This is a genomic window from Rhodococcus sp. Z13_19A (assembly GCF_058133575.1).
Window position 1 is genome coordinate 857,983 of sequence record NZ_JBYUNN010000001.1, and the last position, 16,522, is coordinate 874,504.

The window sequence follows — 16,522 nt, forward strand, 5'->3', positions numbered from 1 at the left end:
CTGCCGCCGGTGGTAGGGGCGCCACGATGAAGGGCACCTTCACCGAGCGGGTGGACGGTTTCCAGCGGCGGCACCGGTGGGCCGGGTACCCGCTGGCCGTGGTCTACAAGTTCTTCGACGACCAGGGCAACTACCTCGCCGCACTCATCGCCTACTACGCCTTCGTCTCGCTGTTCCCGCTGCTCTACCTGTCCTCCACGGTGCTCGGCTACGTCCTCTCCGACGACGTCCAGCTGCAGCAGCAGCTGATCGACTCCGCGGTGGGGCAGTTTCCGGTGATCGGCGACCAGCTGCAGCACCCCGACCGGATGACCGGCGGGTTCGTCCCCGTCAGCATCGGCGTGCTCGGCTCCCTCTACGGCGCCTCCGGGGTCGCCCAGGCCACCCAGCACGCGATGAACACCGCCTGGGGGGTGCCGCGCAACAACCGGCCCAACCCCTTCGCCGCTCGCGGGCGCAGCGTCCTGCTCATCGCCACCGTGGGCCTGGCCGTGCTGGGCATCACCGCGCTGTCCATCTTCGCCCGCTACGCCGACGGCTTCGGCATCCGCGGGCCCGGGGTGGGCACCTTGCTGATGCTGACCACCGTGGTGCTGAACAGCTGGATCTTCTCGCTGACCTTCCGGCTGGCCAGCACCCGCAAGCTCACGCTGCGCAACGTCCTGCCCGGGGCGGTGGCTGCCGCCGTGGCCTGGCAGCTGTTGCAGGTGTTCGGGGCCACCTTCGTCCAGCGGGTGATCGCCCGGGCCAGCGCCATCAACGGTGTCTTCGCCCTGGTGCTCGGGCTGATCGCCTTCCTCTACATCGCGGCACTGGTCGTGGTGCTGTGCGCGGAGGCCAACGTGGTGCGGGTGGACCACCTCTACCCGCGGGCACTGCTCACGCCCTTCACCGACAACGTCGACCTCACCGCCGGGGACCGCCGGGTGTACACCACGCGGGCGGAGGCCACCCGGCACAAGGGCTTCGAGGACGTGACGGTGACCTTCCAGCAGCCCCCAGCGCGGTCGGAGCCGAAGACCGGGGAGAAACCGCAGCAGCGTCCGGGACCGAAGCCCTGACCGGGGCGGACCTGGGCGGACCGGCGCCGTCAGCCGCAATAGCCAAGGGACGCAAAGTAATCCCTTTGGTAACAATTCTCCCCGTTGTCACTTTGGTACCTCTAGTGTCACGTTCATGCAGATCTCGCTCCGCGCGGCGCGGCGCCGCCCCCGAGCCACCGTGGCCACGCTCCTGGCCGGCCTGATGGTGCTCGTCGCCGCCGGAGTGGCCACCGCAGCCATCAGCGGACCCGACGTGTCCAGCCACCAGCACCCCAACGGGGCGAGCGTGGACTGGGCCAAGGTGAAGAACAACGGGCGCGAGTTCGCGTTCGTGAAGTCCACCGAGGGTGTGGGCTACACCAACCCCTACTTCACCAAGGACTGGGCGGCCATCAAGGCCAACGGGATGGTGCGCGGCACCTACCACTACGCCCGCCCGGACCGGGTGCCCGGATCGGCGGCGGCGCAGGCCCGCTACATGGTCTCGGTGGCCGGCACCATGCAGGGCGCCGGCGAGCTGGCTCCGGTGCTCGACCTCGAGGACTCCGGTGGTCTCACGCCCCCCGAGCTGGTGGCCTGGGCCCGCACCTGGCTGGAGACCATCACCTCGCTGACCGGTCGGACGCCGATCATCTACACCTACCCGTACTTCTGGCGCTCGGCCATGGCCAACAGCACCGCGTTCACCAAGTACCCGCTGTGGATCGCCGACTACAACGGCGCCTCCGCCCCCAAGACCCCGTTGCCCGGCGGCTGGACGAGCTGGACGTTCTGGCAGTACACCGACCGCGGCACCATCCCCGGCGTGAGCACCGGGGTAGACATCTCCCACTTCTGCTGCGACTCCGGCACCCTGGCCTCGCTGTCCAACGGCGGCGTCGGCGGCAAGCAGCCCGTCGTGGCTCCCTCGGCCATCCTCGCCCACCACCAGGCCCTCGGCGGCACCCGCTCCTACCTGGGCGCGGCGACCAGCAGCGAGTACGCGGTGCCGGGCGGGCGGGCGCAGAACTTCGCCGGCGGCGTCGTCTACTGGTCAGCATCCACCGGCGCCCGCGCGGTGCGCGGCGCGATCCTGGAGCAGTACCTGGCCCTCGGGGGCCCGTCCTCGCCGCTGGGCCTGCCCGTCACCGACGAGCTGTCCACGGCCGACGGCGCCGGTCGGTACAACAACTTCGCCAGTGGTGGGGCCCTGTACTGGTCGCCGAAGACCGGCGCGCGCGAGGTGCGCGGCGACATCGACAAGAAGTGGGGCGCACTCACGTGGGAGGCGGGCCCGCACGGCTACCCGGTGACCAACGAGCTGGGCACGCCCGACGGCAAGGGCCGCTACAACCACTTCCAGCAGGGCTCGATCTACTGGACGGCCACCACCGGGGCCCAGTCGATCCGGGGTGACATCAAGCTGAAGTGGGCCGCGCTCTCGTGGGAGGCAGGTGTGCTGGGCTACCCCACCACCGACGAGCTGGGCACCCCCGACGGGCGCGGGCGGTACAACCACCTGCAGGGCGGGTCGATCTACTGGACGCCGACCACCGGTGCGCACGAGGTGCGCGGAGCGATCAAGCAGGCGTGGTCGGCGCAGGGCTGGGAGCGTGGCGCGCTGGGCTATCCCACCAGTGGTGAGCGCGCCGTTCCCGGCGGCCGCCAGAGCGACTTCCAGGGGGGCTCGCTGTTCTGGGACGCGGCGACCGGCGTGGTCAGCACCCGCTGACCGAACGCACCCCGGACGAAGGACCGCCCCCCGCGCAGCACGCGCGGGGGCGGTCTCTCGTCGCTGTTTGGTGTCTCAGCTGCGGGCGACGCGGACGTGCAGCCGAGTCGCCAGCTCGGAGCCGTCCAGCGCCGAGTCCACCTCCTCGCGCACCCGCTCCGCGGCGTCGCGCACGGTGGCCAGGTCAGCGCTGGGGTCGACCGTCGCCGTGAGCACGATGGTCGGACGGCCCCGGTCGAGGCTGGCCCGGCCGGTCGCGGAGCGCACCCCGTGGGTGGCGCCGAGCGAGCTGGCGGCGGCGTTGGCCACCGCCCCGACGTCGGCGCGCAGGATACCCCGGGTCCCGCTGCCGGGCAGCCGGATCTCGGTGAGGCGGGCGCGCGGCACGTGCGCCGCCAGCCACCACAGGCCCAGCAGCACGAGCACCACGCCGGCGGCGCCGGCCGCCCACGGCCACCAGCCCTGCTCGGTGGCGGTGACGATCCACGAGGCCTGCAGGGCGTCCTGCGCCCAGGGCAGCTCGTCGGCCTGCCACAGGATGCCCAGCACGCCGAGCGCCACCAGCGCAGCGCCGATGACGAACGCGAAGAACCGGTCGATGCCGACCGTCACCCTGCTCACGAGGCACCCCCGTCATGGCTGATCTTGGTGCGCACCTTCACGCTCGGTCGGCGGTCCAGCGCCTGCAGGCGCGTGCTGACCGCCTCGGCCACCGACTCCCGCAGCGCGTCCGCCTCCTTGCGGGCGGCCGTGATGGTCACCGTCACCCGCCGTCGGCCGGTGGTGGCGCGGGCGGTGGTGGTGCCGGCGACGTCGTCCGCGGTGGCTGCGGCGATGCGGGAGACGTCCCGGGGCCGCATCCACAGGCCGCCGTCGCTGGTGATCTTCAGCTCGGTCCGCCGGCGGGGCTTGAGGGCCAGGTAGAGCCACCAGAGGCCCACCAGGATGGCCACCACGCCGACCGGAACCATCCAGGTCTGCGGGGTCAGACCGTCAACCCAGTCGCCGAGCTCGGCCACCCACGACTCACCGTCGAGCGCGTCGCTGCCGAGCACGGCCTCACGGATGCCCACCAGTCCGATGACGATGACGACGCCGGCCAGGAAGATGCCCACCGACGCTGCGCCAGGAGCGGCCACCGGGGTCCGCCCGGCCAGCCCCGGACTTGCCGCCTCGCTGCGGTGCCGCCCGGTGCGCTCCTCCTGGTCGGCGCCGGCAGCAACTTCTGCGCCGGTGCCGCCCTGCGCGGCCGCGGCGGTCACTGGACTGTCCTCGGGGCCTCGGCGAGGTCGGTGTGCACCACGTCGTCCACCCGGACGTCGACGCGGTCCACGGTGAGGCCGGTGTACTCGCCGAGCTGGTCGGCGACCTGGTCGCGCACGGCAGCGGTCACGGCCGCCACCGACCGCGGCCACTCGGTGGCGATGTTGACCTTCACCCGGACGTGGCCGCCGCTGACGTTGCTGTCCACCTTGGGCAGTCCGCGCCCGGTCATCCAGCCCAGCCCGCTGGACTGGCGGACCACGCCCTCGGTGTGCAGGGCGGCGTACTCCGCCACCCGGTTCACCGCCCGGTCGTGCACGGTCAGCGAGCCGCGCTCCCCGGGTTCGGCGGTGGCGGTCGAGGCGCGGTCCGTGACCGGGTGCTCAGCCACGGTTGCGCCCGCGGAAGAGCTCACCCAGGTCGAGCTTCCCGTCGTAGTGCGCGCCGACGGCGACACCGAGGATCCCCAGCACGATGGCGATGAGGAAGCCGCTGAAGCCGCCCGCAGCCGCGGCGATTCCGAGCAGCAGTCCCGCGTACAGGCCAGTGGTGGTGACGTTCATGCTGTGCTCCAAGGTTGGGGTGAGCTCGGTCGAGCGATCTCGGTGAGCGGGTCGGCCCCGGGCACCGCCACGTCCTCGACGACCACGTCGACCGGTCCGTCGATCAGCGCGGCAGCGGCGCGGCGCACCGCCGCGGCGACCTCGTCGATGTCCCGGCCGTAGACGACCGTGACGTGCACCGTGGTGGTGCCGGTGTCGGCAAGCCGGATCCCGGCCACCTTGCGCCCGGGCAGGTAGGTGGCGGCCTCACCGAACATGCCGCCGTGTAGGCCCGCCACCCCCGGCACCGCCAGCACCGCCGCAGCCAGCTGGTCGGCGCGGTCGGGCGGTGGCGGAGCGGACTCGCCGGCGGCAGCCTTGCCCGCCGGGGATCCGTCCGCCCGTGGTGCGGTCACTGCACCCGGGACGGCGTGTCCTCGCCGTTGTCGTCCTGCCCGTCGTTGAGGTACACGTCGTGGACGTCGATGTTGACCTCAGTGACCTCGAGCCCCGTCATCCGCTCGACCGCGCCGATGACGTTGCGACGGATGCCCGCGGCCAGCTCGGCGATGCCCACGCCGTAGTCGGCCACGATGTCGATGTCGATGGCGGCCTGGCGCTCGCCGACCTCCACGGCCACGCCCTGGGCGTGGTTGATGCGCGCTCCGGGGATCCGCTCGCGCAGCGCCCCCACTGCGCGGGACGCGCCGCCGCCCACCGCGTGCACCCCGGCAACCTCGCGGGTGGCGATCCCGGCGATCTTGGAGACCACGGTGTCGGCGATGGTGGTCTTGCCGGTCGAGGTCGCGAGTGGCGACGACGACTCGCGGGAGCTGACGTCCTTGCTGGTGCTGACGCCCTGGGTTTCGGTCATCGTGCGATCTCCTTAGTCGGTGCGGCGCCAGCGTCACTGCTGAGGCACGGGCTGCTGCCCGCCTGCGCGCACGCTGACGGGCAGTCCCTGAGGTTACGGTTCACGGCCCGCCACCGCTGGGGGAAGGCGCCGGTCGCGCGCTCCGCCGCCGAGTACACGCCGGACACCTCCCCCGCATCGCGGTCTCGTCCTGCGAGTGCCCATGGGCAGCGCTACTTTCGGGACGGCCGCCAGGTTCGCACCGACGGCTGGTTTCCACGGCGAGGCGCTGCCAGCAACCGGGCGCCCCCACCCACGCGAGGACGACAGGAGAGCCGATGAGCAACGAGCTGGACGGAAAGCGGATCGCCATCCTGGCCGCCGACGGTGTCGAGCAGGTGGAGCTGGTGCAGCCGCGCGACGCCGTGGCGGCCGCCGGCGCCCAGGTCACGCTGGTCTCCCCCAGCGCAGGCAAGATCCAGGCGATGAACTCCGACATCCACCCTGCGGACAGCTTCGCGGTGGGTGCGGTCACCGCGGACGTCTCCGCCGAGGACTTCGACGGCCTGATCCTGCCCGGCGGCACGGTCAACCCCGACAAGCTGCGCATGGACGAGAACGCGGTCCGCCTGGTGCGCGACATGGCCGCGGCCGGCAAGCCCATCGGCGCCATCTGCCACGGGCCGTGGACGCTGATCGACGCCGGGGTGGCCCAGGGCCGCACGCTGACCTCCTACCCGAGCCTGCGCACCGACCTGCGCAACGCGGGCGCCACCGTGGTGGACGAGGAGGTGGTCACCGACAACGGCCTGGTCACCAGTCGCAACCCCGGTGACCTGGACGCGTTCTGCGCGAAGATCATCGAGGAGTTCGCCGAGGGCGTTCACGAGGTCCCGGCATGAGGCTGCGGGTGGACGAGCCGGCGCACGCGCTGGAGAAGCAGGCCGGCCTGGACCAGCCGGCGGGGCTCTACGCGGCCGCCATCGAGAAGGTGCTGCCCCGCGGACCGGTGCGCGACGCGCTGCACGGGGTGTGGCTGGGGCACCCGCTGCACCCAGCACTGGTGCAGCTCCCGGTCGGCGCGTTCGCCAGCGCCGTGATCCTGGACTGGCTGCCTGGCGACCGACGCGACGCCGACACCCTGCTCGCGGTGGGGCTGCTGGCCAGCGTCCCCGCCGCGGTGACCGGCGCCGCCGACTACAGCCAGGGCCAGCCCGACCAGCAGCGGGTGGGCCTGGTGCACGCCGCCGCCAACGGCGTCGCCAGCCTGCTGTACCTGGGCTCGCTGGCGCAGCGTCGTCGAGGACGTCGCACCGCGGGTCGGCTGACCGCGCTGGCGGGCTTCGCGGTGTCCGGGATCGCCGCCTCGCTGGGAGGGCACCTGAGCTTCAGCATGGCCATGGGCGCCAACCGGGCGGAGGGCGTGCCGGACGTCGTGCCCAGCGGCAGCACCGACCTGGGTTCGCTCACCGAGCTGCCCGAGGGCGAGGCGGTCCGCCGGATGATCGGCCCGGTGCCGGTGATGGTGCTGCGCCAGGACGACGCCGTGCACGTGCTGGCCGACCAGTGCTCGCACGCCGACGGGCCGCTGCACCAGGGCACCGTGAGCCGTGACGCCGCGGGCGAGCTGTGCGTGGAGTGCCCGTGGCACGGCAGCGTCTTCGCCCTCGCCGACGGTGCCGTGCGGCGCGGGCCGGCGACGGCAGACCAGCCGGTGTTCGACACCCAGGTGGTGGGCGGCCGGGTGCAGGCGACGCTGCGGTCCTGATCGGACTCTGGCCGAGCTGCGTCGCCACCCTCCGCGAATCGCCTGTGCTGCATCGGGTCCAGCCGTCCGTGCGGCCGGATGATGCGATCGAATAGTGATCTGACATCACTTTCAGTAGTCGTATGATCGCCATTCGGAGCACTTCTCGAGCGCTGCACGGATGGAGAACGCGATGAGAGCACGGAGCGCGACCACAGCCCTGGTGCTGGCGGGCGGACTGGCGCTCAGCGCCTGCTCCTCCAGCGACGACACCTCCGCCTCCCCCGCGCCGGCGCCCAGCAGCGCCGCCGTGCCCTCGGCCGCGGCAACCAGCACCGTGGGGGCGCCCAGCAGCACCCCCTCGGCGACCACGCCCGCGCCACCACCGGTCACCACCGGCTCCACCTCCGCCACCCCGGTGAAGCCGGCCGCCTCCGGCTGCGCCCCGACCGGCGGCGGCGCACCCGCCACCGCCAGCACCCGGGAGGTGATCGACGTGGACGGGGACGGCCGTCGCGACACCGGGTGGCTCGACCGCGGCACCACCCTCGGCATCACCACCGCCTCCGGGGCCACCTTCAGCCTGCCCGTCGACCTGGCCGGTGGCGGGTCCCGCTCTGCGCTGGTGGCCGACCCCGACGGCCGCGGCAGCACCATCGCGGCCCTGGTCAGTGACGGCCGGACGGTGGAGCTGTTCGTGGTGCGCAACTGCGGGCTGTTCCCCGCCCACAACGCCCAGGGCGAGACCTACCGGTTCGACCTGGGCCTGCGTGGCAACGGCACCGGGGTGGGCTGCTCGCAGGTGCAGGGCAGCAGCGGTCGCACCCTGGTGGGGCTCAACCAGCGCCTGGACGACTCCGGGCAGTCGGTGGACGTCACCCGTACCCAGGTGTTGATCGAGGGCACCTCGGCCCGCAACGGAGCCAGCGACACCGTGGCTGCCCTGCCGGGATCCGGCGCGGCCGACACCGCCAGTGGCGTCACCTGCGGGGACCTGAGCATGGCGACCGACGGGATCCGCGAGCGCGGCTGACGCGTGGTGCCACCCGTGGCCAGCACTGCTGCAGGACAACAGCTGGCGGGCTACGGTGGGACGTACTGCACGTCCGGCACATCGGGCGCGCTTCCGGCACAGCGACGTGAAGGAGACCTGTCATGGGACTTGCGGACAAGGCACAGAACAAGGCCGAGGAGCTCGGCGGCAAGGCCAAGGAGGGCGCCGGCAAGGCGACCGACGACAAGGACCTGCAGGCCGAGGGCAAGGGCGACCAGGCCAAGGGCAACCTGAAGCAGGCTGGCGAGAAGGTCAAGGACGTCTTCAAGGACTGAGCCGTCGGCGAAGTACGCAGAACGGCCCCCGTCCGTGGACGGGGGCCGTTCTGCGTCTGAGTCAGGTCAGTAGTAGTGCTTGCGGCCACCGACCGCGCGGCCCGCGGCACCGAGGGCGAAGAGCACGATGCCGACGACCAGGAGCACGGCACCGATGGTGGTGAGAACAGGCACGCTGACCAGCAGGCCGATAACCAGAAGGATGACGCCAAGGGTGATCATGACTCTCCTTTGTCAATGTCGGACAGACCCGAACGGGCCCACCCGGAGCGGTACGAACCGGATGCACCGCGGCCGCTGACCCTATTGATTGACAGATATGTCGGCAACCCTGCTGGTCACCGGGCCGCTGACCTCGACCTGCGCACACGTTCGGCATTGTCCCAATGAGCATTGTCACGTTAAGGTGGTGACTCAGGCCACAGCAGCCGCCTCACCGGGAGCGCCCATGAGCACCTCGACCACCTCCGCCGCCAGATCCGCGGCCAGCACCAGGAGCCGAGCCTGGCCGGTCACCGACCGCGGGCAGACCGCCACCCGGCTGCTCGCCTCCTCGGCCAAGAAGTCCTACGACCCTGCCGTGGACGTGGACTGGGCCGCTGAGGTGCCGGACGACCTCTACGGCCTGAGCCCGGAGTGGTCGTCGCTGTACGGGACGTCGCTGTGGGACCGGATGACCCACCAGCAACGGGTCACGCTCACCAAGCACGAGGTCGCCAGCATCAGCGGGGCCGGAATCTGGTTCGAGATGATCCTCATGCAGATGTTGGTGCGGGACATGTACGGCCGCGACGCCACCGAGCCGCACTTCCAGTTCGCCCTCACCGAGATCGCCGACGAGTGCCGCCACTCGGTGATGTTCGCCCGCGGCGCGGCCGCCTTCGGGTGCCCCTCCTACCGGCCCCAGCGCCTGGTCCTCGAGCTGGGACGCGGCTTCGCCGCCACCGCCACCGGTGCCGTCGCCTACGGCGGCACGCTGTTCGTCGAGGAGCTGCTGGACGTGATGCAGCGCGACTTCATGAAGGACGAGCGGGTGCAGCCGATCAGCCGCACCATCAGCAAGATCCACGTGCTGGAGGAGGCGCGCCACATCCGCTTCGCCCGGGAGGAGATCGTCCGCCGCGTACAGGACATCACCCCCCTGCAGCGGGCCCGGGTGCGTGCCGTGCTGGCCGCCACCGCCCTCACCGTGGTGGAGAGCCTGGTGCACCCGGACGTCTACGCGGCTGCGGGGCTGGACGTGCGGGAGGCGCGCCGGGCCGTGCGGAACAACCAGCACTACCACGCCCAGCTGCGGCACGGCGCGTCCCGGACGCTGTCCTTCCTGGACGACGTGGGGCTGGTCGGCGGCCCCTCACGGGTGCTGCTGCAGCGCGCCCACCTGGTCTAGGCGGGCATCTCGGCCAGCGCGCGCCGCAGCAGCTTCCCGGTGGGGTTGCGGGGCAGCTCGTCGAGGAACACCACGTCGCGGGGCACCTTGTAGCGAGCCAGGTTGCTCTTCACGTGGGCGCGCACCTGGTCCTCGTCCAGGCTGCTGTCCTCTGCCCGGACCACGAACGCCCGCAACCGCTGACCGAACTCCACGTCGCCCACCGCCACCACGGCGGCATCGACCACGCCGGGCAGCTGGACCAGCAGGTTCTCGATCTCCAGGGGGAAGACGTTCTCCCCGCCGGAGACGATCATGTCGTCGTCGCGGCCGTCCACGAACAGCCGGCCCTCCTCGTCGAAGTGCCCGACGTCGCCGCTGGAGAGCAGACCGTCGATCAGCTCCTTGTGCCCGCCACCGGTGTAGCCGCCGAAGGCGAGCCCGCTGCCGGCGAAGATCCGGCCCTGGGTGTGCGGGGCAGTCACCTCGTGACCCTCCGCGTCGAACAGCTTGACCGTGCAGCCGTGCGGCGGTCTGCCCACGGTGCCCGGCGCTGCCCGCCAGTCCGCCGGCGTGGCCACGGTTGCCACGGCCACCTCGGTGGAGCCGTAGAGGTTGTGGATCACCTCGCCGAACTCCGCCGTGGCGCGCTCGCCCAGCGCCGGCGACAGCGCGGAGCCGGCGGTGAAGATGATGCGCAGGCAGGAGGTGTCGTGACGGGCCAGCACCTCCGGGCCGAGGTCGAGGATGCGCTGCAGCATGGTGGGCACCAGGACCAGCGCGGTGCAGCGGTGCCGGGCCACGGCGGCCAGGGTGGCCTCGGCATCAAAGCGCCGGCGCACGACGGTGGTGGAGCCCAGCCCCATCATGATGAGGAACTGCGACAGGCCGGTCCCGTGGAAGATCGGGGCGGCCAGAAAGGTGGCCTCGCCGCGGCGCAGCGGGATGCGCTCGAGGAAGTGCGCCGACGCCAGCGGGGAGCGCACCTGCCGGGGAGCGCCCTTGGGGGTGCCGGTGGTGCCGCTGGTCAGCAGCACCAGCCCACCGACCTGCGCGGGGCGCGGCACCGGTCCGCTGTCGGTGGAGCTGATCAGCTCCTCCACCGTGGACAGGTCGGGGCGCGCCTCGTCGGTCCAGGCCAGGAAGCGCAGCACCGACTCCGGCAGCTCCGCCAGCAACCCGGCGAACTCCTGGTCGCACACGATCGCGGTGACCCCCTCGCGCTGGGCCACGTCGGCCAGCTGCGGGGCGCTGAAGCCGGTGTTCATCAGCAGCAGGCGCGCACCGATCTTGGCCGTCGCGATCATCGCCTCCACCAGCCCTGCGTGGTCGCGGCAGAGCACGGCGACCACCGATCCCGCGGTGATCCCCTGGGTGCCCCACGCGCGGGCGAGGGCGTTGGTTCGCAGGTCCAGCTCGCGGTAGGTCAGCGAGCGTCGCTCGTCCACCAGCGCCACCGCGTCGGGCACCCGTGCGGCCGCCGCGACGGCGGCGCCGGCCACCGGCCCCAACCGCCGGAAGGCCACCATCGAAGCCAAGGTGTGGTCGGGCCGCGTCAGGTTCACCAGCCCGGCCCGTTGCATCACGGCGATGTTGTGCACCGGGTCGGTGACCTTGCTGAGCTCGTGCAGGACGCGCTGGGGCAGGGTGGGCATGGCTCCCTCAAGTGTGGCGTGGGTTACTCCGCCACGAACCTACCCGGAAAACAGTCCCAGCGGACGGTTAGTTTTCCGCGGCCCATGAGATCCCTGACCTTGTTGCTGCACAGCGGCTTTGGCAGGCAGTCGTGGCCTGCCGCGGGTGCGAGATCAGCGGCCCTGTGGTTCGACCACGTAGACCTTGAGGTCGTCGGGGACGCCCTTGACCCTGGTGAACCGGAAGGTCTTCTTGGGCCGGCTGCTGATCGCCTCTGCGTCCAGGCCGGCCAGCGTGGGCTCCGACACCAGGATCTCTCCGGCCGAGGCCTTCTCCACCAGCCGGGCCGCGACGTTGACGTCCACCCCCAGGTAGTCGCCCCCGATGGCCCGGGGACAGCCGGTGTGCACCCCGGCACGCAGCCGCAGCGTGAACCCGTCGGTGGCGACCTCGGCCAGCTGCTCGCGGGCCGCGACCGCCGCGTCGAAGGCGAGCTGGGCGGACGGGAACACCGCCATGACGCCGTCGCCCAGCCGCTTGACCACTTGTCCACGGCGCTGCAGCATCGGCGGCTCGATGGCCGCGGAGACCGCGCGCAGCACGCGCAGCGCCTCGTCGTCGCCGGCGCGCAGCGCCCACGAGGAGAAGCCCACCAGGTCGGTGAACAGCAGCGTCACCTCGCTGCTGCCCTGGCCCTTGCCGAAGCGCTCCGCCAGCGACTGGTACAGCTGGAGCACGCCCAGGCCGGCCTCGCGGGAGGCGCGGGGACTCTCGTCGAAGAGCCGGTCAGCCACCCGCACCACGGTGGAGATGCCGCTGGTGCCGGCCACCGACAACGGGTCGCCGAGGCCAGGATCACCCGGCATGGAGTGCCGCAGGCGCCGGAGCACCTCCACGGCGCGGGGGTGGCGGTCGAGCTCCCGCACGTGCCCCACCACCCGGGTCGCGGCACTGCGGGCGCGGCCGGGTGAACGTTGCACACTCGGAACCTAGCCGATGGGGTGCCCGACGACGAGCGCCGCAGCGTTCGCGCTCGCCGAGCGGCGCGCCGGCGGTCGATATAGTCGTCCAGGTGACCGAGCACCGCATTGACGAGCTGGCCCGCCTGGGTGGCACGACAGTGCGCAACGTGCGGGTGTACCAGGACCGCGGACTGCTCCCGCCACCGCGCAAGCAGGGGCGCACCGGCTGGTACTCCGACTCCCACCTGGCTCGGTTGCGGCTGATCGGCCGGCTGCTGGACCGCGGCTACACCTTCGCCACCATCAACGAGCTGCTCACGGCTGTGGCCCAGGGGTGGCGGGTGGAGGACCTGCTGGACATCGAGCAGGAGCTGGCCGAGCCCTGGACCGACGAGCGGCCGCGACGGATGTCCGCCCTGGAGCTGCGGCGGATGTTCGGCAAGGAGGCGTCCCGCGCGGTGCTGCAGCGGGGCTGCGAGATCGGCCTGCTCACCCGGCAGGGCACTGGCTACCTGGTCAACAGCCCGCGGCTGCTCGCCGCCGGCCGGGACCTGGTCACCGCCGGCATCCCCATCGACGCGGTGCTGGACCTGGCCGAGGCGCTGCAGCACGACATGGCGCGCGTGGCGGAGCGCTTCGTCGACCTGCTGGCTGGACACGTGCTGCCCGACGACGGGCGGCCACTGGCCTCCAGCACCGAGCAGCTCAACGAGATCGCGGCCCTCATCCACCAGCTGCGCCCGCACGCCGCGCAGGCCGTGGACGCCACCTTCGGCCGTGCGATGAAGGAGGCCACCGCCGCCGCGTTCGACGCGGCCGCCTCCCGGCTCACCGAGGGCCCCGCCGCCGAGGAGCAGCGGGACGAGCGCGAGACCCCCAGCAGCGACTGAGCCCTGGGTCAGTCGGTCGAGCGCTCCGCCGCCCCGCCCAGCTGGTCGTTCATCACCTGCAGCTGGTCCACCATGCCGGCCATCCGCTCGCCGTTGAGCTGCCGCAGCTCCACCAGCACGGCCTCGAGCAGCTCGTTGGTGTGGTTCAGCGCGCCCTTCATCTCGTCGATCCCACTCTTGAGGTGGCCAAGCCCGCCCACGTCACCCAGCATCTGCGTCTCCTCCTGCTTGTCGGTGGGTCTCGAGCCGCGCGATCGAGCCGCCCGAGGTCCTCGGGCCACCCGAGGCACCCAACACCCAGTGTGACCATGCACGATGTCACCATCGTCCGCGCCACGCCGGGGATGGGTGCGGGCTCCGCACCCCCGCCCGGCGACGCGGAGCCGGTCGAGACGAGGAGAGCCCGTGTTGCGCAAGACGATGGTGATTGCCGGTGCCGCGCTGGCCGCCGGCGCCGGCCTGTGGCGGACGCAGGCCCACGCCGATGCCGAGGCGGTGCGGTCCGACCCGCAGGCCCCGCTGCTCGACGACCTCGACGTGCCCGGGGAGCAGCGCTGGGTCACCTCCACCGACGGCACCCGGCTCAACGTCGAGCTGCACGGACCGGAGGGCGCACCGGTGGTGGTCTTCGCCCACGGCTGGACCTGCTCCACCCGGTACTGGATCCCCCAGGTGCGAGCGCTCGCCGACACCTACCGGGTGGTCACCTACGACCAGCGCGGGCACGGTGCCAGCGGGAGCAGCCGTGGCCGGTTCACCCCCGAGCTGCTGGCAGCCGACCTCGAGGCCGTGCTCGAGAACGTGCTGGCGCCGGAGGAGCAGGCGGTGCTGGTGGGGCACAGCATGGGCGCGATGAGCATCGTGGCGTGGGCCGGGCAGCAGCCCGACCAGGTCTCCCGCCGCGTCCGGCGGGTGCTGCTGGCCAGCACCGCGCTGGACTCGCTGCTCACCGAGACCGCCGTGGTGCGCCTGCCCAGCCGCTTCCCCCGCCTCGCCGAGGCGATCGGCCGCGGCGCGGTGGGCATCCCCACGCCCTTCGGCCCGCCGTCGCCGCTGGCCTACCGCGCGGTCAAGTACGTCGCGCTCTCGCCCAGCGCCAGCCCGGCCCAGGTGGCCTTCTGCGAGGAGATCGTGCTCAGCAGCCGCACCCGCGACCGCGCCAAGTGGGGCTCAGCGCTGGCCCGCCTGGACCTGCGCGAGTCGCTCACCCACCTCACCGTGCCCACCACCGTGCTGGTGGGCACCGCCGACCGGCTCACCCCGCCCAGCCACGCCAAGCGGCTGGCCGAGGCGCTCAAGCGCGACGGCCACCTCGACCTGCTGGTGCAGCTGCCCGGCGTGGGGCACATGTCCAGCGTGGAGAACGTGGACGCCTTCAACGCCGAGGTGCGCCGGCTGCTGGAGGCCGAGCCCGCCGGCTGACAGAACCGGTACCGAGGTGCCGCGGGGTCAGTCCACGCAGGGGATCCCGGAGCTGTCCGCCGGCAGCGCCAGGGGTCCGCTCGGGGTGACTGCCGGCGCCGCACCGGCTGGCGCCTCACCAGCCGGCGCCGACGGGGGCGCCAGCCGGGTCCTGGCGTCCTGCGCCAGTGCGGTGGGAACGCGGAAGCCCTTGCCCAGCACCACCTTCACCCGGCCGATCGGCAGTGCCGGGTCGGGGGTGGCCGCCTGAGCACCCAGCAGCCCGGACACCACGTCGGCAGTGTCACGCGCTCCCTCGCCGAAGGTCACCGCGGTGTCCTCGGCGGCGGCCACCTCCTGGGCGCCGGCCAGCATCCCGGCGGCCACCAGTGCCCTGGACACCGTGCTTCCCGCCCCCGAGCCGGCGGCGCTGTGCACGTCCACCGTGTACGGGCCGGCGAAGGCAGGCACTGGCGGATCCGGGTCCTGCATCCCGAAGGCAATGCGCACCTGCTTGCGCACGGCGGCGGAGTCCACGATGTTCACCGCCTGCCCGTCCACGGTGTCGAAGCGCTCCACTGGCAGGGTGGCGAACTCGACGTTGCCCCCGGTGAGGTTGGTGGCCTGCTGGACGAACGTGGGGATGTCCCACCCGGCGGAGAGCACCACGTCCTGCTTGACCACCTCGATCAGGCTCTGCAGCTGGGAGAAGTTGGTGAAGGTCCCGGCCCTGCTCAGCTTGTGGGTGACCGAGGCCAGGAAGGCCTGCTGGCGGCGGGTGCGGTCCAGGTCGCCGTTGGCCAGCCCGTGGCGCTGCCGCACGAAGGCCAGCGCCTGGGCACCGTTGAGCGTCTGGCGCCCGGCCACGAAGTCCGCCCCGGAGTAGTAGAGGTCGCGCACCGGGTTGTTCAGGCACACCTCCACCCCGTTGAGGGCGGTGGCCATGTCGTAGAACCCAGCCAGGTTCACCTCGGCGAAGTGGTCGATGGTGACACCCAGGAAGTCCTGCACGGTCTGCACGGTGGACCGCCTGCCTGCCTCGCGCCCGGCGCTCTCCAGGGTGCGCCGGTCGGAGACGCCGGTGCGGGCCAGCTCGTCCTCGGCAGCGACCTTGGCGCGGCCGTAGGCCTCCTTGATCTTGACGTGGTCGCGCCCGGGGATCCCGCGCACCGGCACGTAGTCGTCGCGCGGGATGGAGAACGCCGCGACCGTGCTCCCGTCCCGGGGGATGTGCATGACGATGAGCGTGTTGGTGTTGTAGCCGCCCTCGGTGCCGTCGCCGGCGTGCAGCTGCTCGAGCACCTCCGCAGGCAGCTGCTCGCCGTTCTGGTCCTTGCGGGAGTCCAGCCCGATCAGCAGGACGTTCACCGCTCCGTCGGTGGACGGCGCCACGCCCTCGCCGCTGACCCCGCCAGCCAGCGCGTCCGAGGTGGTCATGCCCTGCGTGACGTCGCGCAGCACGTACCAGCCCACGCCGGTGCAGGCCACCACCGCCAGCGAGCAGAGCAGGGCCACCGACTGCAGCAGCAGCGACGCGGCCCGGCTGCGGCGGGCGGCCCGGAGGCGGTGACGGCCGCTCTGCTGCGGGGTCGGGCGAGCGTCCAATGGCATGCCTTCCGCACAGGGAGTAGTCCTGAGTATCTCGTGGTTCACCTGTGATTACCGTGAGTCCGGCCACTGCGCGTCCTCGCGTCCTGGTGTGCGGACACGCCCCTGTGACGCACGCACCGTGGCGTGTCGCTTTTGCCCCGGCTAGATCCGCTCTGCCCGCCCCGCA

General features: G+C 72.3%; 20 protein-coding genes. 9 read left to right on the top strand and 11 right to left on the bottom strand.

The features are described 5' to 3' along the window. Nucleotides 1–26 precede the first annotated feature (26 nt). Together AC3YNX_RS03990 and AC3YNX_RS03995 are read left to right on the top strand one after the other, a co-directional pair. Complete coding sequence (locus tag AC3YNX_RS03990; protein ID WP_489982211.1) at nt 27–1,061, top strand: YihY/virulence factor BrkB family protein; 1,035 nt, start codon at nt 27–29, stop codon at nt 1,059–1,061. Between the two features lie 115 nt (nt 1,062–1,176). After that, on the top strand, nt 1,177–2,754 hold the full coding sequence (locus AC3YNX_RS03995) for a GH25 family lysozyme (RefSeq protein ID WP_489994673.1): 1,578 nt from the start codon (nt 1,177–1,179) through the stop codon (nt 2,752–2,754). A 75-nt stretch (nt 2,755–2,829) separates the two neighbouring features. Here AC3YNX_RS03995 and AC3YNX_RS04000 read toward each other — a convergent pair whose 3' ends face one another. The 6 genes from AC3YNX_RS04000 to AC3YNX_RS04025 are packed head-to-tail and all read right to left on the bottom strand — an operon-like array spanning nt 2,830 to nt 5,433. Next, on the bottom strand, nt 2,830–3,375 hold the full coding sequence (locus AC3YNX_RS04000; RefSeq protein ID WP_127784421.1) for an Asp23/Gls24 family envelope stress response protein: 546 nt from the start codon (nt 3,373–3,375) through the stop codon (nt 2,830–2,832). Further along, nucleotides 3,372–4,016 carry a DUF6286 domain-containing protein gene (locus AC3YNX_RS04005; protein ID WP_489994674.1) on the bottom strand — a complete coding sequence of 215 codons (645 nt, stop codon included), beginning with the start codon at nt 4,014–4,016 and terminating at the stop codon, nt 3,372–3,374. The genes AC3YNX_RS04000 and AC3YNX_RS04005 overlap by 4 nt, the downstream gene beginning before the upstream one ends. Continuing rightward, nucleotides 4,013–4,408 carry an Asp23/Gls24 family envelope stress response protein gene (locus tag AC3YNX_RS04010; RefSeq protein ID WP_489994675.1) on the bottom strand — a complete coding sequence of 132 codons (396 nt, stop codon included), beginning with the start codon at nt 4,406–4,408 and terminating at the stop codon, nt 4,013–4,015. The genes AC3YNX_RS04005 and AC3YNX_RS04010 overlap by 4 nt, the downstream gene beginning before the upstream one ends. Further along, on the bottom strand, nt 4,401–4,580 hold the full coding sequence (locus tag AC3YNX_RS04015) for a hypothetical protein (protein WP_164860687.1): 180 nt from the start codon (nt 4,578–4,580) through the stop codon (nt 4,401–4,403). The genes AC3YNX_RS04010 and AC3YNX_RS04015 overlap by 8 nt, the downstream gene beginning before the upstream one ends. Continuing rightward, on the bottom strand, nt 4,577–4,975 hold the full coding sequence (locus AC3YNX_RS04020) for a hypothetical protein (RefSeq protein ID WP_346773858.1): 399 nt from the start codon (nt 4,973–4,975) through the stop codon (nt 4,577–4,579). The genes AC3YNX_RS04015 and AC3YNX_RS04020 overlap by 4 nt, the downstream gene beginning before the upstream one ends. Further along, a complete protein-coding gene (locus AC3YNX_RS04025) occupies nt 4,972–5,433 on the bottom strand; it encodes an Asp23/Gls24 family envelope stress response protein (RefSeq protein ID WP_127784424.1) in 462 nt (153 codons plus the stop codon). The genes AC3YNX_RS04020 and AC3YNX_RS04025 overlap by 4 nt, the downstream gene beginning before the upstream one ends. A 317-nt stretch (nt 5,434–5,750) precedes the next feature. On the opposite strand from AC3YNX_RS04025, the gene AC3YNX_RS04030 reads away from it, so the two are divergent. From AC3YNX_RS04030 to AC3YNX_RS04045, 4 genes are all read left to right on the top strand, one after another. Continuing rightward, nucleotides 5,751–6,314, top strand: coding sequence for a type 1 glutamine amidotransferase domain-containing protein (locus AC3YNX_RS04030; RefSeq protein ID WP_127784425.1), 564 nt, complete (start codon nt 5,751–5,753; stop codon nt 6,312–6,314). Beyond that, a complete protein-coding gene (locus AC3YNX_RS04035) occupies nt 6,311–7,180 on the top strand; it encodes a Rieske (2Fe-2S) protein (protein ID WP_489994676.1) in 870 nt (289 codons plus the stop codon). Before AC3YNX_RS04030 ends, AC3YNX_RS04035 begins: the two co-directional genes overlap by 4 nt. A 172-nt stretch (nt 7,181–7,352) precedes the next feature. Next, a complete protein-coding gene (locus tag AC3YNX_RS04040) occupies nt 7,353–8,192 on the top strand; it encodes a hypothetical protein (RefSeq protein ID WP_489994677.1) in 840 nt (279 codons plus the stop codon). Nucleotides 8,193–8,314: 122 nt separating this feature from the next. Further along, a complete protein-coding gene (locus AC3YNX_RS04045; RefSeq protein WP_127784429.1) occupies nt 8,315–8,488 on the top strand; it encodes a CsbD family protein in 174 nt (57 codons plus the stop codon). A 66-nt stretch (nt 8,489–8,554) separates the two neighbouring features. Here AC3YNX_RS04045 and AC3YNX_RS04050 read toward each other — a convergent pair whose 3' ends face one another. Continuing rightward, a complete protein-coding gene (locus AC3YNX_RS04050) occupies nt 8,555–8,710 on the bottom strand; it encodes a DUF6131 family protein (RefSeq protein ID WP_164860688.1) in 156 nt (51 codons plus the stop codon). A 226-nt stretch (nt 8,711–8,936) separates the two neighbouring features. Here AC3YNX_RS04050 and AC3YNX_RS04055 point away from each other — a divergent pair, with 226 nt between their 5' ends. Further along, a complete protein-coding gene (locus AC3YNX_RS04055) occupies nt 8,937–9,878 on the top strand; it encodes an AurF N-oxygenase family protein (protein WP_127784430.1) in 942 nt (313 codons plus the stop codon). On the opposite strand, the gene AC3YNX_RS04060 is transcribed toward AC3YNX_RS04055, so the two are convergent. Beyond that, nucleotides 9,875–11,512: an acyl-CoA synthetase gene (locus AC3YNX_RS04060; protein WP_489994678.1), complete on the bottom strand. Its 1,638-nt coding sequence runs from the start codon at nt 11,510–11,512 to the stop codon at nt 9,875–9,877. The two genes, AC3YNX_RS04055 and AC3YNX_RS04060, sit on opposite strands and share 4 nt — an antisense overlap. A 153-nt stretch (nt 11,513–11,665) precedes the next feature. Further along, complete coding sequence (locus tag AC3YNX_RS04065; RefSeq protein ID WP_489994679.1) at nt 11,666–12,472, bottom strand: adenylate/guanylate cyclase domain-containing protein; 807 nt, start codon at nt 12,470–12,472, stop codon at nt 11,666–11,668. Nucleotides 12,473–12,564: 92 nt separating this feature from the next. Between AC3YNX_RS04065 and AC3YNX_RS04070 the strand changes: the two genes are divergently transcribed. Further along, complete coding sequence (locus AC3YNX_RS04070; protein WP_127784432.1) at nt 12,565–13,344, top strand: MerR family transcriptional regulator; 780 nt, start codon at nt 12,565–12,567, stop codon at nt 13,342–13,344. A gap of 8 nt (nt 13,345–13,352) precedes the next feature. On the opposite strand, the gene AC3YNX_RS04075 is transcribed toward AC3YNX_RS04070, so the two are convergent. Further along, nucleotides 13,353–13,556: a hypothetical protein gene (locus AC3YNX_RS04075; RefSeq protein WP_127784433.1), complete on the bottom strand. Its 204-nt coding sequence runs from the start codon at nt 13,554–13,556 to the stop codon at nt 13,353–13,355. Between the two features lie 193 nt (nt 13,557–13,749). Between AC3YNX_RS04075 and AC3YNX_RS04080 the strand changes: the two genes are divergently transcribed. Then, nucleotides 13,750–14,766 (top strand): alpha/beta fold hydrolase, encoded by a 1,017-nt coding sequence (locus tag AC3YNX_RS04080; protein WP_241249378.1) that lies wholly within the window; start codon nt 13,750–13,752, stop codon nt 14,764–14,766. A 27-nt stretch (nt 14,767–14,793) separates the two neighbouring features. Here the strand turns inward: AC3YNX_RS04080 and AC3YNX_RS04085 are convergent, their stop codons facing one another. Next, on the bottom strand, nt 14,794–16,356 hold the full coding sequence (locus AC3YNX_RS04085) for an LCP family protein (protein ID WP_489994680.1): 1,563 nt from the start codon (nt 16,354–16,356) through the stop codon (nt 14,794–14,796). Nucleotides 16,357–16,522: the final 166 nt, after the last annotated feature.